Here is a 13,813-nt window from a genome sequence, read left to right on the forward strand (position 1 = left end):
GGTTTTCTCTTCCAGCGGATGACAAGCTATGGCTGCAGCAGAAATCAATGCAATCGCGACACCGTTGTCGACCCGTTCCGACCAGACGATCTGCCTGACCGGAATCCACAAATATTTTGGGGGTGTTGCCGCGCTTCGCGACGTGAGCGTCGAATTCCGGCCGGGCGAAGTCCATGCCATTCTCGGTGAGAACGGTGCAGGCAAGTCGACATTGATGAACATCATCGCCGGCACGCTCCAACCGAGCGAGGGCGAGATCAGCTTCGAGGGCGAGCGCATCAGGCAGATGACGCCTGAGTTCGCGAGCACCATCGGCATTGCCATCTGTTTCCAGCATCCCGCCATCCTCAACGACCTGTCGATCCTCGAAAATCTGAGCGTTGCCCTGCCGCCATCGATGTTTTCCGGCAGGCCCATGAGCGAAGTCGCAAGGGAGATGCTCGACACGGTCGGATTGGCACTACCGTTACACATGCGCGCCGGCCAGATGACGGTGGCGCAGAAGCATTTGCTCGAAATCGGCAAGGCGCTCGCAATGAAACCGAAGCTCCTCATCCTTGACGAGCCGACGGCCTCCCTCGACCAGGAGGCAACTGACATGCTCTTCGGTCTTATCCGCAAGGCGGTGAAGGCGGGCACCTCGGTGATCTACATCACCCACCGTCTGGCAGAGCTGCGCCAGATCGCCCAGCGCGTTACTGTCATGCGAGACGGGCGCGTGCGCGGTTCGGCACTTGTCGATGACACGAGCGATGCCGAGCTCGTCAATCTCATCGTCGGCCGCACGCTGGAGGCTGCCTTTCCGCCAAAGTCGAAGCGGGTCGGCGGTGAGGCCAGTTTGTCCGTTGCGGGTTTGAGCGGCCACGGATTTACCAATGTAAGTTTTGATGTAGCGCGCGGCGAGATCATTGGCGTCGCCGGTGTCTCCGGCAACGGCCAGACAGAGCTGATGCGCACGCTTGCCGGTCTGCACACAGCAGAGGGGGCGGTCACGCTTCACGGGCAAGCCGTCAATCAACCGACGCTGTTGCGTCAATCTGCCTTCATGCCGTCTGACAGACATCTCGAAGGCGTGGCGAGCGGCCTGACGGTGCGCGAAAACGCCACCTTCTCTGCGCTGGAGAAATTCGCCGCAAGTGGCGTCATGAACAGTAGGAGAGAGCACGAAAAAGTCACCGCGATCTTCGGCGAGCTGGCAGTCAAAGCTCCCGGTCTCGAAGCACCGATCATGTCCTTGTCCGGCGGCAATCAGCAAAAGGTGGTAATGTCGCGCGCCCTCCTGTCAGAGCCTGGCATTGTCATTGCCGACGAGCCGACGCAGGGTGTGGACGTTGGCGCGCGCTTCGAGATCTATCGTATCCTGCGTGACGTCTCGGAGGCAGGAACGCCTGTTGTCGTCAACTCATCCGATGCGGTCGAGCTCGAGGGGCTGTGCGATAAGGTCATCGTCATGTCGCGCGGTCACGTCGTCGAAACGTTGACCGGTGATGATGTCACCGAAGAGCGCATCGTCGCGGCGGCCGTCAAGGCCGCAACTCACGATGTCGAAAGCGGTTCGATATCAGGGGGGACCGCACCGAACGGGCTGCGCCATTTCCTGCAGTCGGATATTGCGCCCGCCGTGCCGTTGGCGCTTGTGACTATTCTTCTCGGGCTTTTCGTCAATGGTCAGAACGACAACTTTCTGTCGATCTACAACATCTACAACATCCTCCTGCTGTCGACCGCGCTGGGCTTCATCGCCCTCGGACAGACGATCGCGCTGCTCATGGGCGGCATCGACCTATCCGTCGGCCCGCTTGCCGGTTTTCTCGTCGTCGTCGCCTCGTTCTTCGTCACCGAGGATATGTCGAGCGGTATGATGTTGATTGGATTTCTGCTCATGCTGACGGGTGCGTTCGTCACGGGCGCCGTGAATGGCGTTTTGATCCGATACGCGAACTTTACGCCGATTGCGGCAACACTTGCCATGTATATCGCGATACAGGGTTTCAGCTTTCTGCTACGCGAAAACCCGGACGGCTATATCAGCTCGACCGTCACAGATTGGATCAACTGGCAATGGGGGCCGCTTCCCGTCGCCTTCCTCATCCTCGTCGTCGTGACGCTGATTGGTGAATACGCGCTGCGCCGATCGAGACTTGGCTGGCGCTTGCGGGCGGTCGGTTCAAACGAGGAATCCGCACGCAGAATGGGCATTCGTGTCGATCTGACCTATATCAGCGGCTATATCGCTTGCTCCCTGATGACCGCCGTCGGCGCACTCATGCTGATGACACAGATCGGCGTCGGCGATCCACGCCAGGGCGTCAACTACACCTTGTCCAGCATCACGGCAGTCGTACTCGGTGGTACGAGCCTGACGGGTGGTCGCGGAACATTCATCGGCACGGTCCTCGGTGCCGTCCTGCTGACGGAAGTGCTGAGCGCGGTGACATTCCTCAGTCTCACGCAGACCTATCAATATCTGTTCCAGGGCATCCTGATTGTCGTCGCGGCGCTGATCTATTCGGCTGCCCGCAGGCGGACAGCACACTAGCTGAGGCGACCTCCTCCGCGACTGATGGCAAGCCGCGGTTTCTATCAGCACACGCACGTCCGGCATTTTCGAGCGGCTCAACAAATTGGATAAGGTTATCATATGACGGGCAGGGTCTACGGCATGCACCACATCGGCATTACGGTGCCGGATATTGAAGAGGGCATTGCTTTCTTTCGGGCGGTTTTCGGTGCAATCGAGGTCTTTCGTACCGGACCCTTCGATGTCGACCAGGATTTCATGGCAAAAAAGCTGGGCGCATCCGCACAATCGACCATACGCGATCTGGTGTTCCTGCGTTGCGGCGAAGGGACGAGTATCGAGCTGTTTGAATATAGTGGCGAGGAAGACAGCCGACCGAAGCGATCCTCGGAGGTCGGCGGCATGCATCTTTGTTTTGAAGTCGACGACGTTCATGCGTGCGCGAATCGATTGCGAGCGCAGGGCATCGACATGCTGGATGGACCCAACTTAGTTGAAAGCGGACCATTGGCGGGATTCAATTGGATCTATTTCCGAGCCCCGTGGGGGTTGATTTTGGAAGTCGCGAGCTTCGCGGAACTCGGCTATGAGCGCAATTCGCCTGATCGGTTATGGAGAGTGGAGCGGAAGTGAACTTCGGCGCCAGCTGTTGAGTTGTTGGTGGGTCAAGCGCGCCGGTGCTAGTGCGAATGTTGTCCTCGCGTGACTGTCAAAGAACCGGACGTCTGCCAGGTTGGCGGCAGCGTCGATGCAACGGTCACATATTCGGATAGACCGGCCCTTCGCCACCCTGCGGCGGAACCCAGTTGATGTTCTGGTTGGGATCCTTGATGTCGCAGGTCTTGCATTGGACGCAGTTCTGGGCGTTGATGACGTAGGTTTCCTGGCCATCCTTCTCGACCCATTCGCAAACGCCGGCCGGACAGTAGCGGGTCGAGGGACCGGCATAGATGTCGTGCTCGGACGACTTCTGCAGCGCCATGTCCTTGACCTTGAGATGCACCGGCTGGTCTTCCTCGTGATTGGTGTTCGACAGGAACACCGAGGACAGCCGGTCGAAGGTCAGGACACCATCGGCCTTCGGCCAAAAGGCCGACTTTCTGCCTAAACTGCTCATAATAGCGTTCAGCGGGCTTGAGGTTGGTGAAGACCTATCTCGACATAAGTATTGATGACGTCGTCCTCGGCTTGAGGCGACCAAACGAGCTTAACCGCCATGATGGCGAGCGGCGTTCAGTTTCTGACGGGCTTTTCCGTGGGTTGCCTCGAAATTAATAGCTTGAGGCGCGCCGCTGGCTTTGCCCTGCGCTCACAATTCGCGGAGATGCACAATATCGTCCTTCCGGCTAGCCCATTTCGCAGACCAGTCACGCATGGCTTCGCGTACAACTTCGCTGCTGCTGCTGGCATAAGCACCGCTTTCGACCGCATCGCGCAAAAGCTCAGCTTGCTGCGGTGTTACTGCAATGCTGACCTTTGAGACGTTAGACATGATTGCTGCGCGGCGGCAAGTATGTCTTAGACCTACCACAAAGGCCAAGCTCCCGTTATTCCTGCAGAATCTCCTGCAGATAGAATCGTAATGGCAGCGCTCTGGGTTCTGGTCTCATCAAGAGCAAGTACTCAAACAATCAGCGCTCGAGGATTCGATTACCGAGGACAAACTTATAGCGCTCCGGCCGAATAAAGAATTCAGACTTTTCGGCGCAGACGCCGTTATCGAAATAGGAGGTTCGTTCGAGCACGAGCAGGACGGTATTTTCCGTCGCTCCGATCAGCGACGTGATCCGAGGCGAGACAGCACGCGCCCCGATCGCAATCTCAGCGGAGACAATGTCGGTGCCGGCTTTGTCTTTGAGGAGTGCATAAGTCGGTTGCTGTTCTGCGACCGCTGGTTCTAGCTCCAATATGAAGGTCGGCAACAGGCTTCGGCCCAACGCAATTGGTTCATCATTCACGACATGAAGCCGTTCTAAAAGTGCGCATTTCGTTCCGAATAGCGGGATGAAGGCAGGTGGTGTTTCAATGGCGGTCAGTTCAACGATTCGCATGGTGGTATCGAAGCCCTGGACTTTCAGCGACTCATGAAAGCTACGCAGCGTATCGATCCGGTGGCGCACCTGCTTGCCTGCTACGAAAGTGCCTTTGCCTTTCCGACGCTCGATCAGCCCGTCCTTGTCGAGCTGTTCGAGCGCCAGCCGGACGGTAACGCGGCTGACATTGAAGCGGGACATGGTCTGCGATTCTGACGGGAGCCGTCCGGAGGGTTCGTAGGCCCCTTCGGTGATCTCGCCACGAAGGCGGTCGGCGATCTGCAGATACATCGCCACCGGGTTGTTCCGTATCAGACTCATCTATCTTCCATTGGGTCGAAAAGACCACGAAGCAGCAAAGCTTTGGAATAGCGTTCCCTTTAGTCGCCAGACAAGGGGAACTCTTCACGTTGATAGCCTGTATTATAATGTATTAAATTTTGGGGCAACTCCAATCCAGGGTCATCCTCAGGCAACATGGCATCTCGATCTACACCACGGCAGATTTCATCCGGCGCCGCGTTCTCGGTGGACGGCATGGCTTTCGCCTATCCCGAAAGCCGACGCGGCGTATTCGAACGGTTTTCGCTGAAAGCTCGGCCGGGAGAATTCGTGGCAATCCTCGGTCCGTCCGGTTGTGGCAAGTCAACGCTCCTCAATCTTCTTTCCGGTTTCCTGCGCCCGCAATCGGGGCATATCACCATAGACGGTGCGCCTGTTGCGCCGGAGCATCCGGTTCTCGGATATGTATTCCAGTCGCCAAATCTCTTCCCTTGGCTGAGCGTCCTCGAAAACGTCCGCTTCGGCCTACGCATGAATCGCCGTGGATCGTCCCAAGAGCAGCGAGCCCTCGCGCTGCATTTTCTGCGGCTTGTCGGCTTGGAAGAGCAGGCGCATGAGCCACCTCACCGATTGTCGGGCGGCCAGCGTCAACGGGTTGCGCTAGCGCGCTCGCTGGCGCTTGAGCCGCGCCTACTGCTCATGGACGAACCATTTGCGGCGCTCGACGCGATGACGCGCGCCTCTCTCAATGACGAATTGCTTCGCATTTGGTCAGGCTTGGGAAAAACCGTGCTGTTCATCACCCATGACATCGACGAAGCGATCTATCTCGCCGACCGGGTTCTCGTCCTTGGGCTGCCGCCGGCAGGCATCACCGCCGAAGTGCCGATCGATCTGCCGCGTCCTCGCGACCAGCGTGGCACGAGAGCCAATCCTTTATTCGCACAACTGCGCGAACGGCTCTGCGAGGAAATAGCCAAGGTCACGGCCGACAATCAACCCGTTACGTGAAGGGGATCATCCGATGAAACGCATTCTACCTGCACTTCTTCTCGCACTTGCGGCGGCTTTGCCTGCCCACGCCGGGGACCCGCAGCCGCTTCGCATTGGCTGGGTCCAAGCCATGGCGAACGCGCCTGCGCTGATCGCCGAGGAGAAAGGCTATTTTCGGGAAGAGGGATTGAACGTCGAACTCAAGGGTTTTGGCGATGGTCCGGTCATCCAGCAGGCGGTGGCTGGAGGCGAAATCGACGTGGCCTATATCGGTGCGCCGCCGGTCTATCAATGGGCAGCGCGTGGTCTCGATGCCAAAATCATCGCCAAGGTCAATTATGGTCAGGCAGCGCTGATCACGAGGACGGACGGCTCCATCCACGCGCTTTCCGACCTTAAAGGCAAAAGGCTTGCCGGCGTCAACAGGGGCAGCGGCATGGATGTGCTGCTGCGTGGCTACGTCCTGAAGGAGGCCGCCGGCCTCAGCCCGGACACGGATCTTGCGCTGTCGCAAATGCCCGTGGGCAACATGAACGCTGCTCTCGATACCGGTGTCGTCGATGCAGCCTTCTTGTGGGAGCCTTTCATCAGCCAATCGTTGCTCCGTGGTGCAGGTCGCGTCGTCTTTGACGTGAACGAAGCTCTGCCCGGCTATCCCTGGTACGTCATCGCCGCGCCTGCCAAGACGCTGAAGGAGCGACCGGAGGATCTGGTGAAGCTGTTGCGGGCGAATTCGAAGGCCATCGTCTTTCTGCGGGAGAACCCCGAGGAGGCCGACCGGATCATTGCCCGGAGCTTTAAGCTGGAATCTCTGACGGCCGCGGACGGAAGTGTCGTTCCGCCGGAAGCGATCGTCGTGGAGGCAAGGAAGCGCCTTGGGTGGTCGGCCGAAATCGAGCCTTCCGATCGTGCGTTCATCCAGAGGCTCATCGATTATTCCGTCGCCCTCGGCTTTCTCGATAAGCGTTTGAATGTCGACGATATCATTGATGACAGCTTCGCCGTCAAAGCGGCCGCGCAACGATGAGATCCGATCAATGAAGAAGTTGGCAGCGCGGCTGCATTTTCCGCAACCGTCCTGGCGCTGGGCAGCGCTCCCGTTCCTGCTTGTCGTGTGGTGCATCGCGGCAAGCCGCGTTCCCTCCTATGTGCTGCCGCAGCCATGGGACGTGGCGGCCGAAGGGTTTCGCTGGATCCGGTCGGGCGAGTTGGGCCGCCAGGTCATGGCGAGCTTGTTGCGGGAATTCGGCGGCTTCGGAGCGGCCGTCATGGCTGCTGTGCTAATCGGTGTATCCGCCGGACTCTGGCGGCCTTTCCGTGAATTCGTCCAGCCTCTGGTCGGCCTCTTCATGGCTATCCCGCCGATTGCCTGGGCGCCGCTGTCACTGATTTTCTTCGGCCTTGGGTATCTGTCCATTGCCGTCGTCATATTCATCGCATCGGCCTTTCCAATGGCCCTGACGATTCAGGAGGGCGTGCTCTCCATCAGCAGTGGCGAAGTGCGAGCGGCGCGCATTTTGGGTGCCAAGCGGCTGCAATTGCTGGCTCATGTATATCTTCCTGCCTCTCTCCCGTTCCTGACTGCCGCATTGCGCATCGGATTTTCCCAGGCGTGGCGTGCGCTTGTGGCGGCAGAGATGATCGGAGCATCCGAAGGGATCGGCTGGATGGTCGCCATGGGCGGGCAGCTGGGCAACTCGGCGCAGGTGCTTCTCGGCATCGCCCTGATCGGGCTCACGGCGTGGCTCATGGAGAGTCTCGTGTTTCGACGGATAGAGCGCCACTACGAAGGCTGGCGCGGACAATAAACGGACATTCCCCATGACAGAGATTTTGCCGCATCGGACTTTTCAAACCACCGTTCATTCTCCGAAGGGGCTTGCCGGTCATTTCGATACTCTGCCCTTTCTCGGCCGTCTGACCTGCCAGAGGCAGGTGTTGACGGCGGGCGAGTGGACCGAACTGGAGCTCACTTATGAGGTCGGCGCTGTCGGCCTCGCCGACGGCGCGTGGCTGAAGCTCGCCTTCAAGTTCTATTCCGACTGGGCGCTGTTCCAGACAACGAAGCCGACGGGCGCCAACTATGTCTCCGCCGAATACCACGCCGGCCCTCTGGTTTCGGGGCAAAGCCCAGGCACGATTCAAGCATTGAAGGTGCGTTTCGATCAAAAGGGACACGAGCGTCCCTTCCAAAAAGCTGTCATCATTGACGTCGTCGACGGCTATCTCAATCCCGGCGACAAGATCGTCATCCGCCTGGGCGATCGGCGGCAGGGCGGCGCCGGCACGCGGGTGCAGACTTTCGTGGAGAAGGCGTTCCGTTTCCGGCTGTTCGTCGATCCGCTCGGCAGCTCGAAATTTGCAGAAGTTCCAGGCGACTGCACTCTGGAAATCGCGGCCGGCGAGCCGTATGCGCTTCAGGTCATCGCGCCGCGGCTGGTTGGCCTCGGTCAAATCTTCGACGCTATCGTGCGCGTCGACGATATATGGGGAAACACTTGCCGCGGTCGCGACCTGCAGGGCTCGCTCGTCATGACCGCCCCGGATGGCACGCAAACAACGGAGCCAGTGGCACTCGCCGCGGAAGGCTGGACATTCGCGCGGATCTCCGGCCTTTCCTTCGCCGACGCCGGCGAGTGGAAACTGGAAGCACGGCTGAACGGCGAACCCTTCGTCGCCGCGGGCGTCGCCTATGTCCAGGGGGAAGACGGCGCCTTGCGCCCTCTCTATGCGGATCTGCACGTCCATTCCGACGACACTGTCGGCACCAATGACGCGACCTACAATCTCACCTACGGGCGCGACATCGCCGGGCTTGACGTGGTGGGCTATACCGTCAACGACTTCAACATCACCGAGGCGAATTGGGACAAGGCGGTGGAGATCATCCACGATCTCAACGAGCCCGGTCGTTTTGTCTGCTACCCGGGCACCGAATGGTGCGGCAACTCCGCTGCCGGCGGCGACCGCAACGTCGTCTTTCTGCGCGACGGCAAGCCCCGGTTTCCGTTCGACGAGAAGGGGCATTCCCTTCGCTCTTTCGAATGGAATGAGACGACGGCGGGCGCGATCCGTCCTGGGATATGGCCCGTCGACAGGCTCTATGCCGCCTATGAGGATGATCCGGAAGGCCATTTGCTAATCCCGCATGTGGGTGGCAGGCGCTGCATTCTGGACTGGAACCATCCGGAGCTGGAACGACTGATCGAGGTCGGTTCCGCCTGGGGACAATTTCATTGGCTTTACACCGAAGCCCTGGCACGCGGGTACAGGGTCGGCGCTTCCGCTGCGAGCGACGAACACCAGGGCCGCTGCGGCGGTGGTGCGCCGGCCACCGGAGCTTTCGGCGCGCGCGGCGGGCTCACCGGCGTCATCGCCGACCGCTTCGACCGAGCCGGCGTCGGGAGCGCGCTTCGGGCGAGGCGCACTTTTGCCACGACTGGCGAACGTAGTTTCGCCGTTCTGTCGCAAGGCAGGCATTTTATGGGCGAGGTATTCAGCGCCGAATCCAAAGAGCCGCTCTCTTACCGCCTGCTCGGCGATGCCGGATGGGAGGAGGTTCAGCTCTTTGACGGAGATTGCGTCGTATGGCGTCGCGATCTTCATGCCGAAGCGGGCTTCAGCGCGCGGAGAGTGCGCATTCGCTTCGGTGGCGCACGGATCAAGGATCGCTATCGCGCTGCCTATTGGAGCGGGGAGGTGGTTGTGACCGGTGCAGCGCTTCTGGATGTGCACGGGATCGGTTTCGATCATCCCGAACAAAGCGTGTGGCGCACTGGGCTCGGCACGCTCGGCTTTAGGACGGCAACGCATGGAGACGTCGACGGGATCGAACTTGAGCTTTCCGACCTTCGCGACGCGCGCATCGCTATTGCCGTGAAGCTCCATGGCTACAGCAAGATCGGAGATCCGCTCCAGCCGCCGCCGCATCTCCATGCCCCCGAAGTGTCGCTGGAGGCAAGCGGAAACGAGCTGATCGCACAGGGCTCCATCTCGGTCGATCTTGCCGGTGTTGAATTGCGCCTTCTGTTGGAGCGCGTCACCGATCACCCTCTTCCGCGCGACCTCTTGGGTGAGATCCCGCTTGCAGGACTTCCATTGAACGACGGGCCCGAACACCCGCTTTTCCTGACAGCGAGACAGAGGGATCAATCCCGCATTTGGACGTCACCGCTATTCATGACCGCCTGAACTGAGACTGAGCAACCGTCAGTCCCGAAGTTCGGCTAAGTGAGCGGGCGTCCACCTGGTTGGCCCGCAAACCGTGACCAACCGGAATGGGACTTCGTTTAGGGCGGGGCGTGTGTTCCAAGCAATGCAGTTGTAACGCCCACAATCAACTTTCCGGCATTGTAAGGCCTCTAGCGAGAACCAAAGGCCATTCGGCGCCGAAAGCAAATGTCCTGTAGAGCTCGTGCACCGGCAGGTCAAATATCTGAACAACGTCGTTGAGGCCGATCACGGCAAGCTGTAGCAACTGATCAAACCGGTGAGAGGATTCAAGACGCTGAAAACGGCCTATGCGACGATCAAAGGTTTCGAGGTCATGCGCGCTTTGCGCAAAGGACAGGCTGCGATTTTCAACCTGACGGGCGACATCCGTGGAGAAGCACGCATCGTTGAACGTGCTTTCGGGATTGGATCGAGCGGGCTAACAAAGGCGGTAGCACTGCTCGCCAGGAATCTCGAAAACCGCGAGGCTGCCAGGTAATCGAAGCCTCAACCAACCGCCTTCATAACCATGATGGAAATTTGCAACAGAGCCCGTCAGAGACCCGATGTATTCGATGGCGGACGTGAAGGGCTCCCCCGGCGTAAGAACGTCTTGCCCGTTTCTTCTTCAAGCAGGCAGAGGTCGCTGGACCATGCATTCAGCCCGCCAGATCGCTGGTCAGAAGTCTTGCGTAGGGGAAGAGCGCCGGGGAGCCGCCGCAATGGATGAACAGCACCGAGCTGCTCTTGGCGATGGAACCGTTCTCGACACATCCCATGATGCCGGCGAAGGCCTTTCCGGTATAGACAGGATCGAGGAGCATGCCTTCGCGGTTGCCGGCGAGCTTTATCGCCGCATTGCCCGCCTCCGAGGGGATTGAATAGCCAGGACCGATATAGTCGTTCTCGATGCGGATGTCGGCGCCAGTCCAGCGTTTCTTCAGATCAAGAAGTGCGGCGCCGGCGTTCGCCATCGCGGCGATGCGGTCACTGAAGGGAACGGCGCTGCCGGTGACGGCAATGCCGACCACTTCCGTGTTCGGCCAATAGAGCGAGCAGCCGATGTGAAGGCCTGCCAGCGTGCCGCCGGAACCGACGGGAGCGACGAGATATTGCGGTGCCGGCGTGCCGACGGCCATATACTGTTCCGAGAGTTCCTTGACGGCATTGACGTAGCCCATCGCGCCAAGCGCGCTCGCGCCACCGAGCGGGATGATATAGGGCTTTTCACCGCGGGCTTCTGCTTCCGCGGCATGGTGATCCATGCGCGGGTTGATTTCGGTGAAATAGGCATCCGGATCGAGGAAATCGATCTCGGCGCCGAACAGATGATCCAGCAGAAGATTGCCCTGATACTGGTCCGGACGATTGCCGCGCAGCACGAGGATCGGCTTCATCCCGAACTTGCGGGCGGCGGCGGCCGTCATGCGCGCATGGTTCGACTGGTGTCCGCCGGTGGTGATCAGCACCTTGACCTCCTGCGCGACGGCATCCGCCATCAGGTACTCCAGCTTGCGGACCTTGTTGCCGCCACCGCCGAAACCGGTGAAATCGTCCCGTTTAACCGACAGGGATATGCCGATTTCGGCGCCGAGGCGCTCCATCGGTTCGATCGGGGTCGGCAGGTAGCCGAGGGAGAGCCGGGGGAGTTCTTCGAGCTTCATCTGCGGAATTCCTTCATCGCTGCCGAAGCGGACCGCCCCGCAAAGGACGGTTCCGCCAGATCATGATATATAATATATCCTATATCGACCCTGGCAAGATGCTTTTATTTGTGGCATTCAAGATATTGAGGCACGGGCATGCGGGTGCCTTTTCGCGATGAAAGGAATGGACATGACCGAACCTGTAATGACCGTTTCTGGCCTGAAAACCTCGTTCCGGCGCAAGGGTGTCTGGCTGCCAGTCGTCCGCGAAGTGTCCTTCGATGTCTCTGCCGGCGAAACGCTGGCGCTGGTCGGCGAGTCGGGCTCCGGCAAGAGCGTTACAGCATTGTCGATCATGCGGCTTTACGGACAGGACAACTGCCGGATCGAGGGTTCGGTGAGGCTGGAAGGGCAGGAGCTTTTGACGCTGCCGGAGCGGCAGATGCGCAATATCCGCGGCAACCGTATCGCCATGATCTTTCAGGAGCCAATGACCAGCCTCAATCCGTCTTTGACTGTCGGTGACCAGATATCGGAAGTGCTGGTTGCCCATCGCGGCCTGCCTTTCCGGGATGCGGCAAAGGAGACGCTCGGGCTTCTCGAGAAGGTGCGTATCCCTTCCGCCCGCACGCGGCTCACGGAATATCCGCACCAGCTCTCCGGCGGCATGCGCCAACGCATCATGATCGCCATGGCACTCGCCTGCCGGCCACGGCTCTTGATCGCCGATGAGCCGACGACGGCCCTCGACGTAACGATCCAGGCGCAGATTTTGGAACTCATCAAGCTCTTGCAGGAAGAAGATGGCATGGCCGTTCTCTTCATCACCCATGACATGGGCGTCGTCGCCGAGATCGCCGACCGGACGCTCGTCATGTACAAGGGCGAGGCGATCGAACGCGGTGAGACGGAAGCGATCTTCGATCAACCGCAGCGCGCCTATACGAAGGCGCTTCTTTCCGCCGTGCCGAAACTCGGCTCCATGCAGGGCGCATCCGGCCCGGCGCGTTTCCCGCTGATCGATGTCGAAAGCGGCGTGCCGGTCGATATGCCTCCGGTTGCCGATACCGTCTCCGTCAAACCGCTCCCACTTCTCCAGGTGCGCAATCTCGTAACCCGGTTCGATGTCGGCGCAGGTTTTCTCGGGGCGACGTCGGGACGCGTGCATGCGGTAGAAGACCTGTCCTTCGATCTGAAAGCCGGCGAAACGTTGGCGCTTGTCGGGGAATCCGGCTGCGGCAAGTCGACGACCGGACGCACGATCATGCGGCTGCTGGACGCCAATTCCGGCTCGGTCAAGCTCGACGGCAAGGAGATCCTTGATCTCAAGGGCGCGGAAATGCGTGCCATGCGGCGGCATATCCAGATGATCTTCCAGGATCCGTTCGCCAGCCTCAACCCGCGCATAAACGTCGGCGATGCGGTCGCGGAACCCCTGCTGGCCCACGGCATTGCGTCTGGCAAGGGCGACGCGCGAGACGGGGTCGCAGACCTGATGTTCAAGGTCGGCCTGCAGCCGGATATGGCAAGCCGCTACCCGCATGAATTTTCCGGCGGCCAGCGCCAGCGCCTCTGCATCGCCCGAGCGCTCGCCATGGCGCCACAGATCATCGTGGCCGACGAGGCCGTCTCGGCGCTCGACGTCTCGATAAAAGCGCAGGTCATCAATCTGATGCTCGACCTGCAGGAAAGCCTCGGTCTCGCCTATCTGTTCATCTCCCACGACATGGCCGTGGTGGAGCGGATGAGCCACCGGGTGGCCGTCATGTATCTCGGCGAGATCGTCGAGATCGGGCCGCGCCAGTCGATCTTCGAAAACCCGCAACATCCCTATACGAAGCGGCTTCTGGCGGCGGTTCCGGTTCCTGATCCGTCGCGCCGCGGTATCCGGCGGGGCCTCAGCAACGACGAGATCAAGAGCCCGATCCGGCCGACTTCCTACGTGGTCCCGAAGCGGGACTATCTCGAAGTCTCTCCTGGACATAGGGTGCAGGTCTGGGGCGACGAATGGGGCACTGCTGCGGTTGCCGCGTAAAATCTGACAGGTTGGAGGGGCAGAACGATGTCCAGCAACCTGCCGGGTGGCGATGTTCAGTGGCGCTTCGCGGGGGATAGGCGCGCCGATT

The 13,813-nt window shown here is 60.0% G+C and carries 10 protein-coding genes and 2 pseudogenes; 8 read left to right on the forward strand and 4 right to left on the reverse strand.

Annotated elements, in window-relative coordinates; genetic code table 11:
* Positions 1-28: 28 nt before the first annotated feature.
* Complete coding sequence (locus tag J2X71_RS06680) at positions 29-2,539, forward strand: ATP-binding cassette domain-containing protein (RefSeq protein WP_310380350.1); 2,511 nt, start codon at positions 29-31, stop codon at positions 2,537-2,539.
* Positions 2,540-2,641: 102 nt separating this feature from the next.
* Positions 2,642-3,154, forward strand: a complete 513-nt coding sequence (locus tag J2X71_RS06685; RefSeq protein WP_310380352.1) for a VOC family protein — start codon at positions 2,642-2,644, stop codon at positions 3,152-3,154.
* Between the two features lie 124 nt (positions 3,155-3,278).
* Here the strand turns inward: J2X71_RS06685 and J2X71_RS06690 are convergent.
* The 3 genes and pseudogenes from J2X71_RS06690 to J2X71_RS06700 form a co-directional block, all read right to left on the reverse strand.
* A pseudogene (locus tag J2X71_RS06690) lies at positions 3,279-3,605 on the reverse strand (4Fe-4S dicluster domain-containing protein); the annotation flags it as partial.
* Between the two features lie 225 nt (positions 3,606-3,830).
* Complete coding sequence (locus J2X71_RS38070) at positions 3,831-4,013, reverse strand: type II toxin-antitoxin system ParD family antitoxin (RefSeq protein ID WP_405049686.1); 183 nt, start codon at positions 4,011-4,013, stop codon at positions 3,831-3,833.
* Positions 4,014-4,152: 139 nt separating this feature from the next.
* Positions 4,153-4,845, reverse strand: a complete 693-nt coding sequence (locus J2X71_RS06700; RefSeq protein WP_310382155.1) for a GntR family transcriptional regulator — start codon at positions 4,843-4,845, stop codon at positions 4,153-4,155.
* Between the two features lie 246 nt (positions 4,846-5,091).
* Between J2X71_RS06700 and J2X71_RS06705 the strand changes: the two genes are divergently transcribed.
* The 5 genes and pseudogenes from J2X71_RS06705 to J2X71_RS06725 all read left to right on the forward strand — a co-directional run.
* On the forward strand, positions 5,092-5,847 hold the full coding sequence (locus tag J2X71_RS06705; protein WP_310380354.1) for an ABC transporter ATP-binding protein: 756 nt from the start codon (positions 5,092-5,094) through the stop codon (positions 5,845-5,847).
* Positions 5,848-5,860: 13 nt separating this feature from the next.
* The gene (locus tag J2X71_RS06710; protein WP_310380356.1) at positions 5,861-6,856 is read left to right on the forward strand and encodes an ABC transporter substrate-binding protein; all 996 of its coding nucleotides are present in this window, start codon (positions 5,861-5,863) and stop codon (positions 6,854-6,856) included.
* A gap of 10 nt (positions 6,857-6,866) precedes the next feature.
* Positions 6,867-7,637, forward strand: a complete 771-nt coding sequence (locus J2X71_RS06715) for an ABC transporter permease (RefSeq protein ID WP_310380358.1) — start codon at positions 6,867-6,869, stop codon at positions 7,635-7,637.
* 13 nt (positions 7,638-7,650) lie between these two features.
* A complete protein-coding gene (locus J2X71_RS06720; protein WP_310380360.1) occupies positions 7,651-10,020 on the forward strand; it encodes a hypothetical protein in 2,370 nt (789 codons plus the stop codon).
* A 199-nt stretch (positions 10,021-10,219) separates the two neighbouring features.
* Positions 10,220-10,540, forward strand: a pseudogene (locus tag J2X71_RS06725) (DDE-type integrase/transposase/recombinase); the annotation flags it as partial.
* Positions 10,541-10,700: 160 nt separating this feature from the next.
* Here the strand turns inward: J2X71_RS06725 and J2X71_RS06730 are convergent.
* Positions 10,701-11,705, reverse strand: coding sequence for a D-cysteine desulfhydrase family protein (locus J2X71_RS06730; protein WP_310380362.1), 1,005 nt, complete (start codon positions 11,703-11,705; stop codon positions 10,701-10,703).
* Between the two features lie 172 nt (positions 11,706-11,877).
* On the opposite strand from J2X71_RS06730, the gene J2X71_RS06735 reads away from it, so the two are divergent.
* Complete coding sequence (locus tag J2X71_RS06735; protein ID WP_310380364.1) at positions 11,878-13,722, forward strand: ABC transporter ATP-binding protein; 1,845 nt, start codon at positions 11,878-11,880, stop codon at positions 13,720-13,722.
* Positions 13,723-13,813: the final 91 nt, after the last annotated feature.

Origin of the sequence: Rhizobium sp. 1399 (assembly GCF_031455475.1) — a bacterium.
In the GTDB taxonomy this organism is placed as follows: domain Bacteria; phylum Pseudomonadota; class Alphaproteobacteria; order Rhizobiales; family Rhizobiaceae; genus Rhizobium.

What these genes read in the sequence shown, in the direction of transcription:
- J2X71_RS06720 (WP_310380360.1), top strand. Translation starts at nt 7,651, where the DNA reads ATGACAGAGATTTTGCCGCATCGGACTTTTCAAACCACCGTTCATTCT.
- J2X71_RS38070 (WP_405049686.1), bottom strand. Translation starts at nt 4,013, where the DNA reads ATGTCTAACGTCTCAAAGGTCAGCATTGCAGTAACACCGCAGCAAGCT.
- J2X71_RS06710 (WP_310380356.1), top strand. Translation starts at nt 5,861, where the DNA reads ATGAAACGCATTCTACCTGCACTTCTTCTCGCACTTGCGGCGGCTTTG.
- J2X71_RS06730 (WP_310380362.1), bottom strand. Translation starts at nt 11,705, where the DNA reads ATGAAGCTCGAAGAACTCCCCCGGCTCTCCCTCGGCTACCTGCCGACC.
- J2X71_RS06700 (WP_310382155.1), bottom strand. Translation starts at nt 4,845, where the DNA reads ATGTATCTGCAGATCGCCGACCGCCTTCGTGGCGAGATCACCGAAGGG.
- J2X71_RS06735 (WP_310380364.1), top strand. Translation starts at nt 11,878, where the DNA reads ATGACCGAACCTGTAATGACCGTTTCTGGCCTGAAAACCTCGTTCCGG.
- J2X71_RS06680 (WP_310380350.1), top strand. Translation starts at nt 29, where the DNA reads ATGGCTGCAGCAGAAATCAATGCAATCGCGACACCGTTGTCGACCCGT.
- J2X71_RS06685 (WP_310380352.1), top strand. Translation starts at nt 2,642, where the DNA reads ATGACGGGCAGGGTCTACGGCATGCACCACATCGGCATTACGGTGCCG.
- J2X71_RS06705 (WP_310380354.1), top strand. Translation starts at nt 5,092, where the DNA reads ATGGCTTTCGCCTATCCCGAAAGCCGACGCGGCGTATTCGAACGGTTT.
- J2X71_RS06715 (WP_310380358.1), top strand. Translation starts at nt 6,867, where the DNA reads ATGAAGAAGTTGGCAGCGCGGCTGCATTTTCCGCAACCGTCCTGGCGC.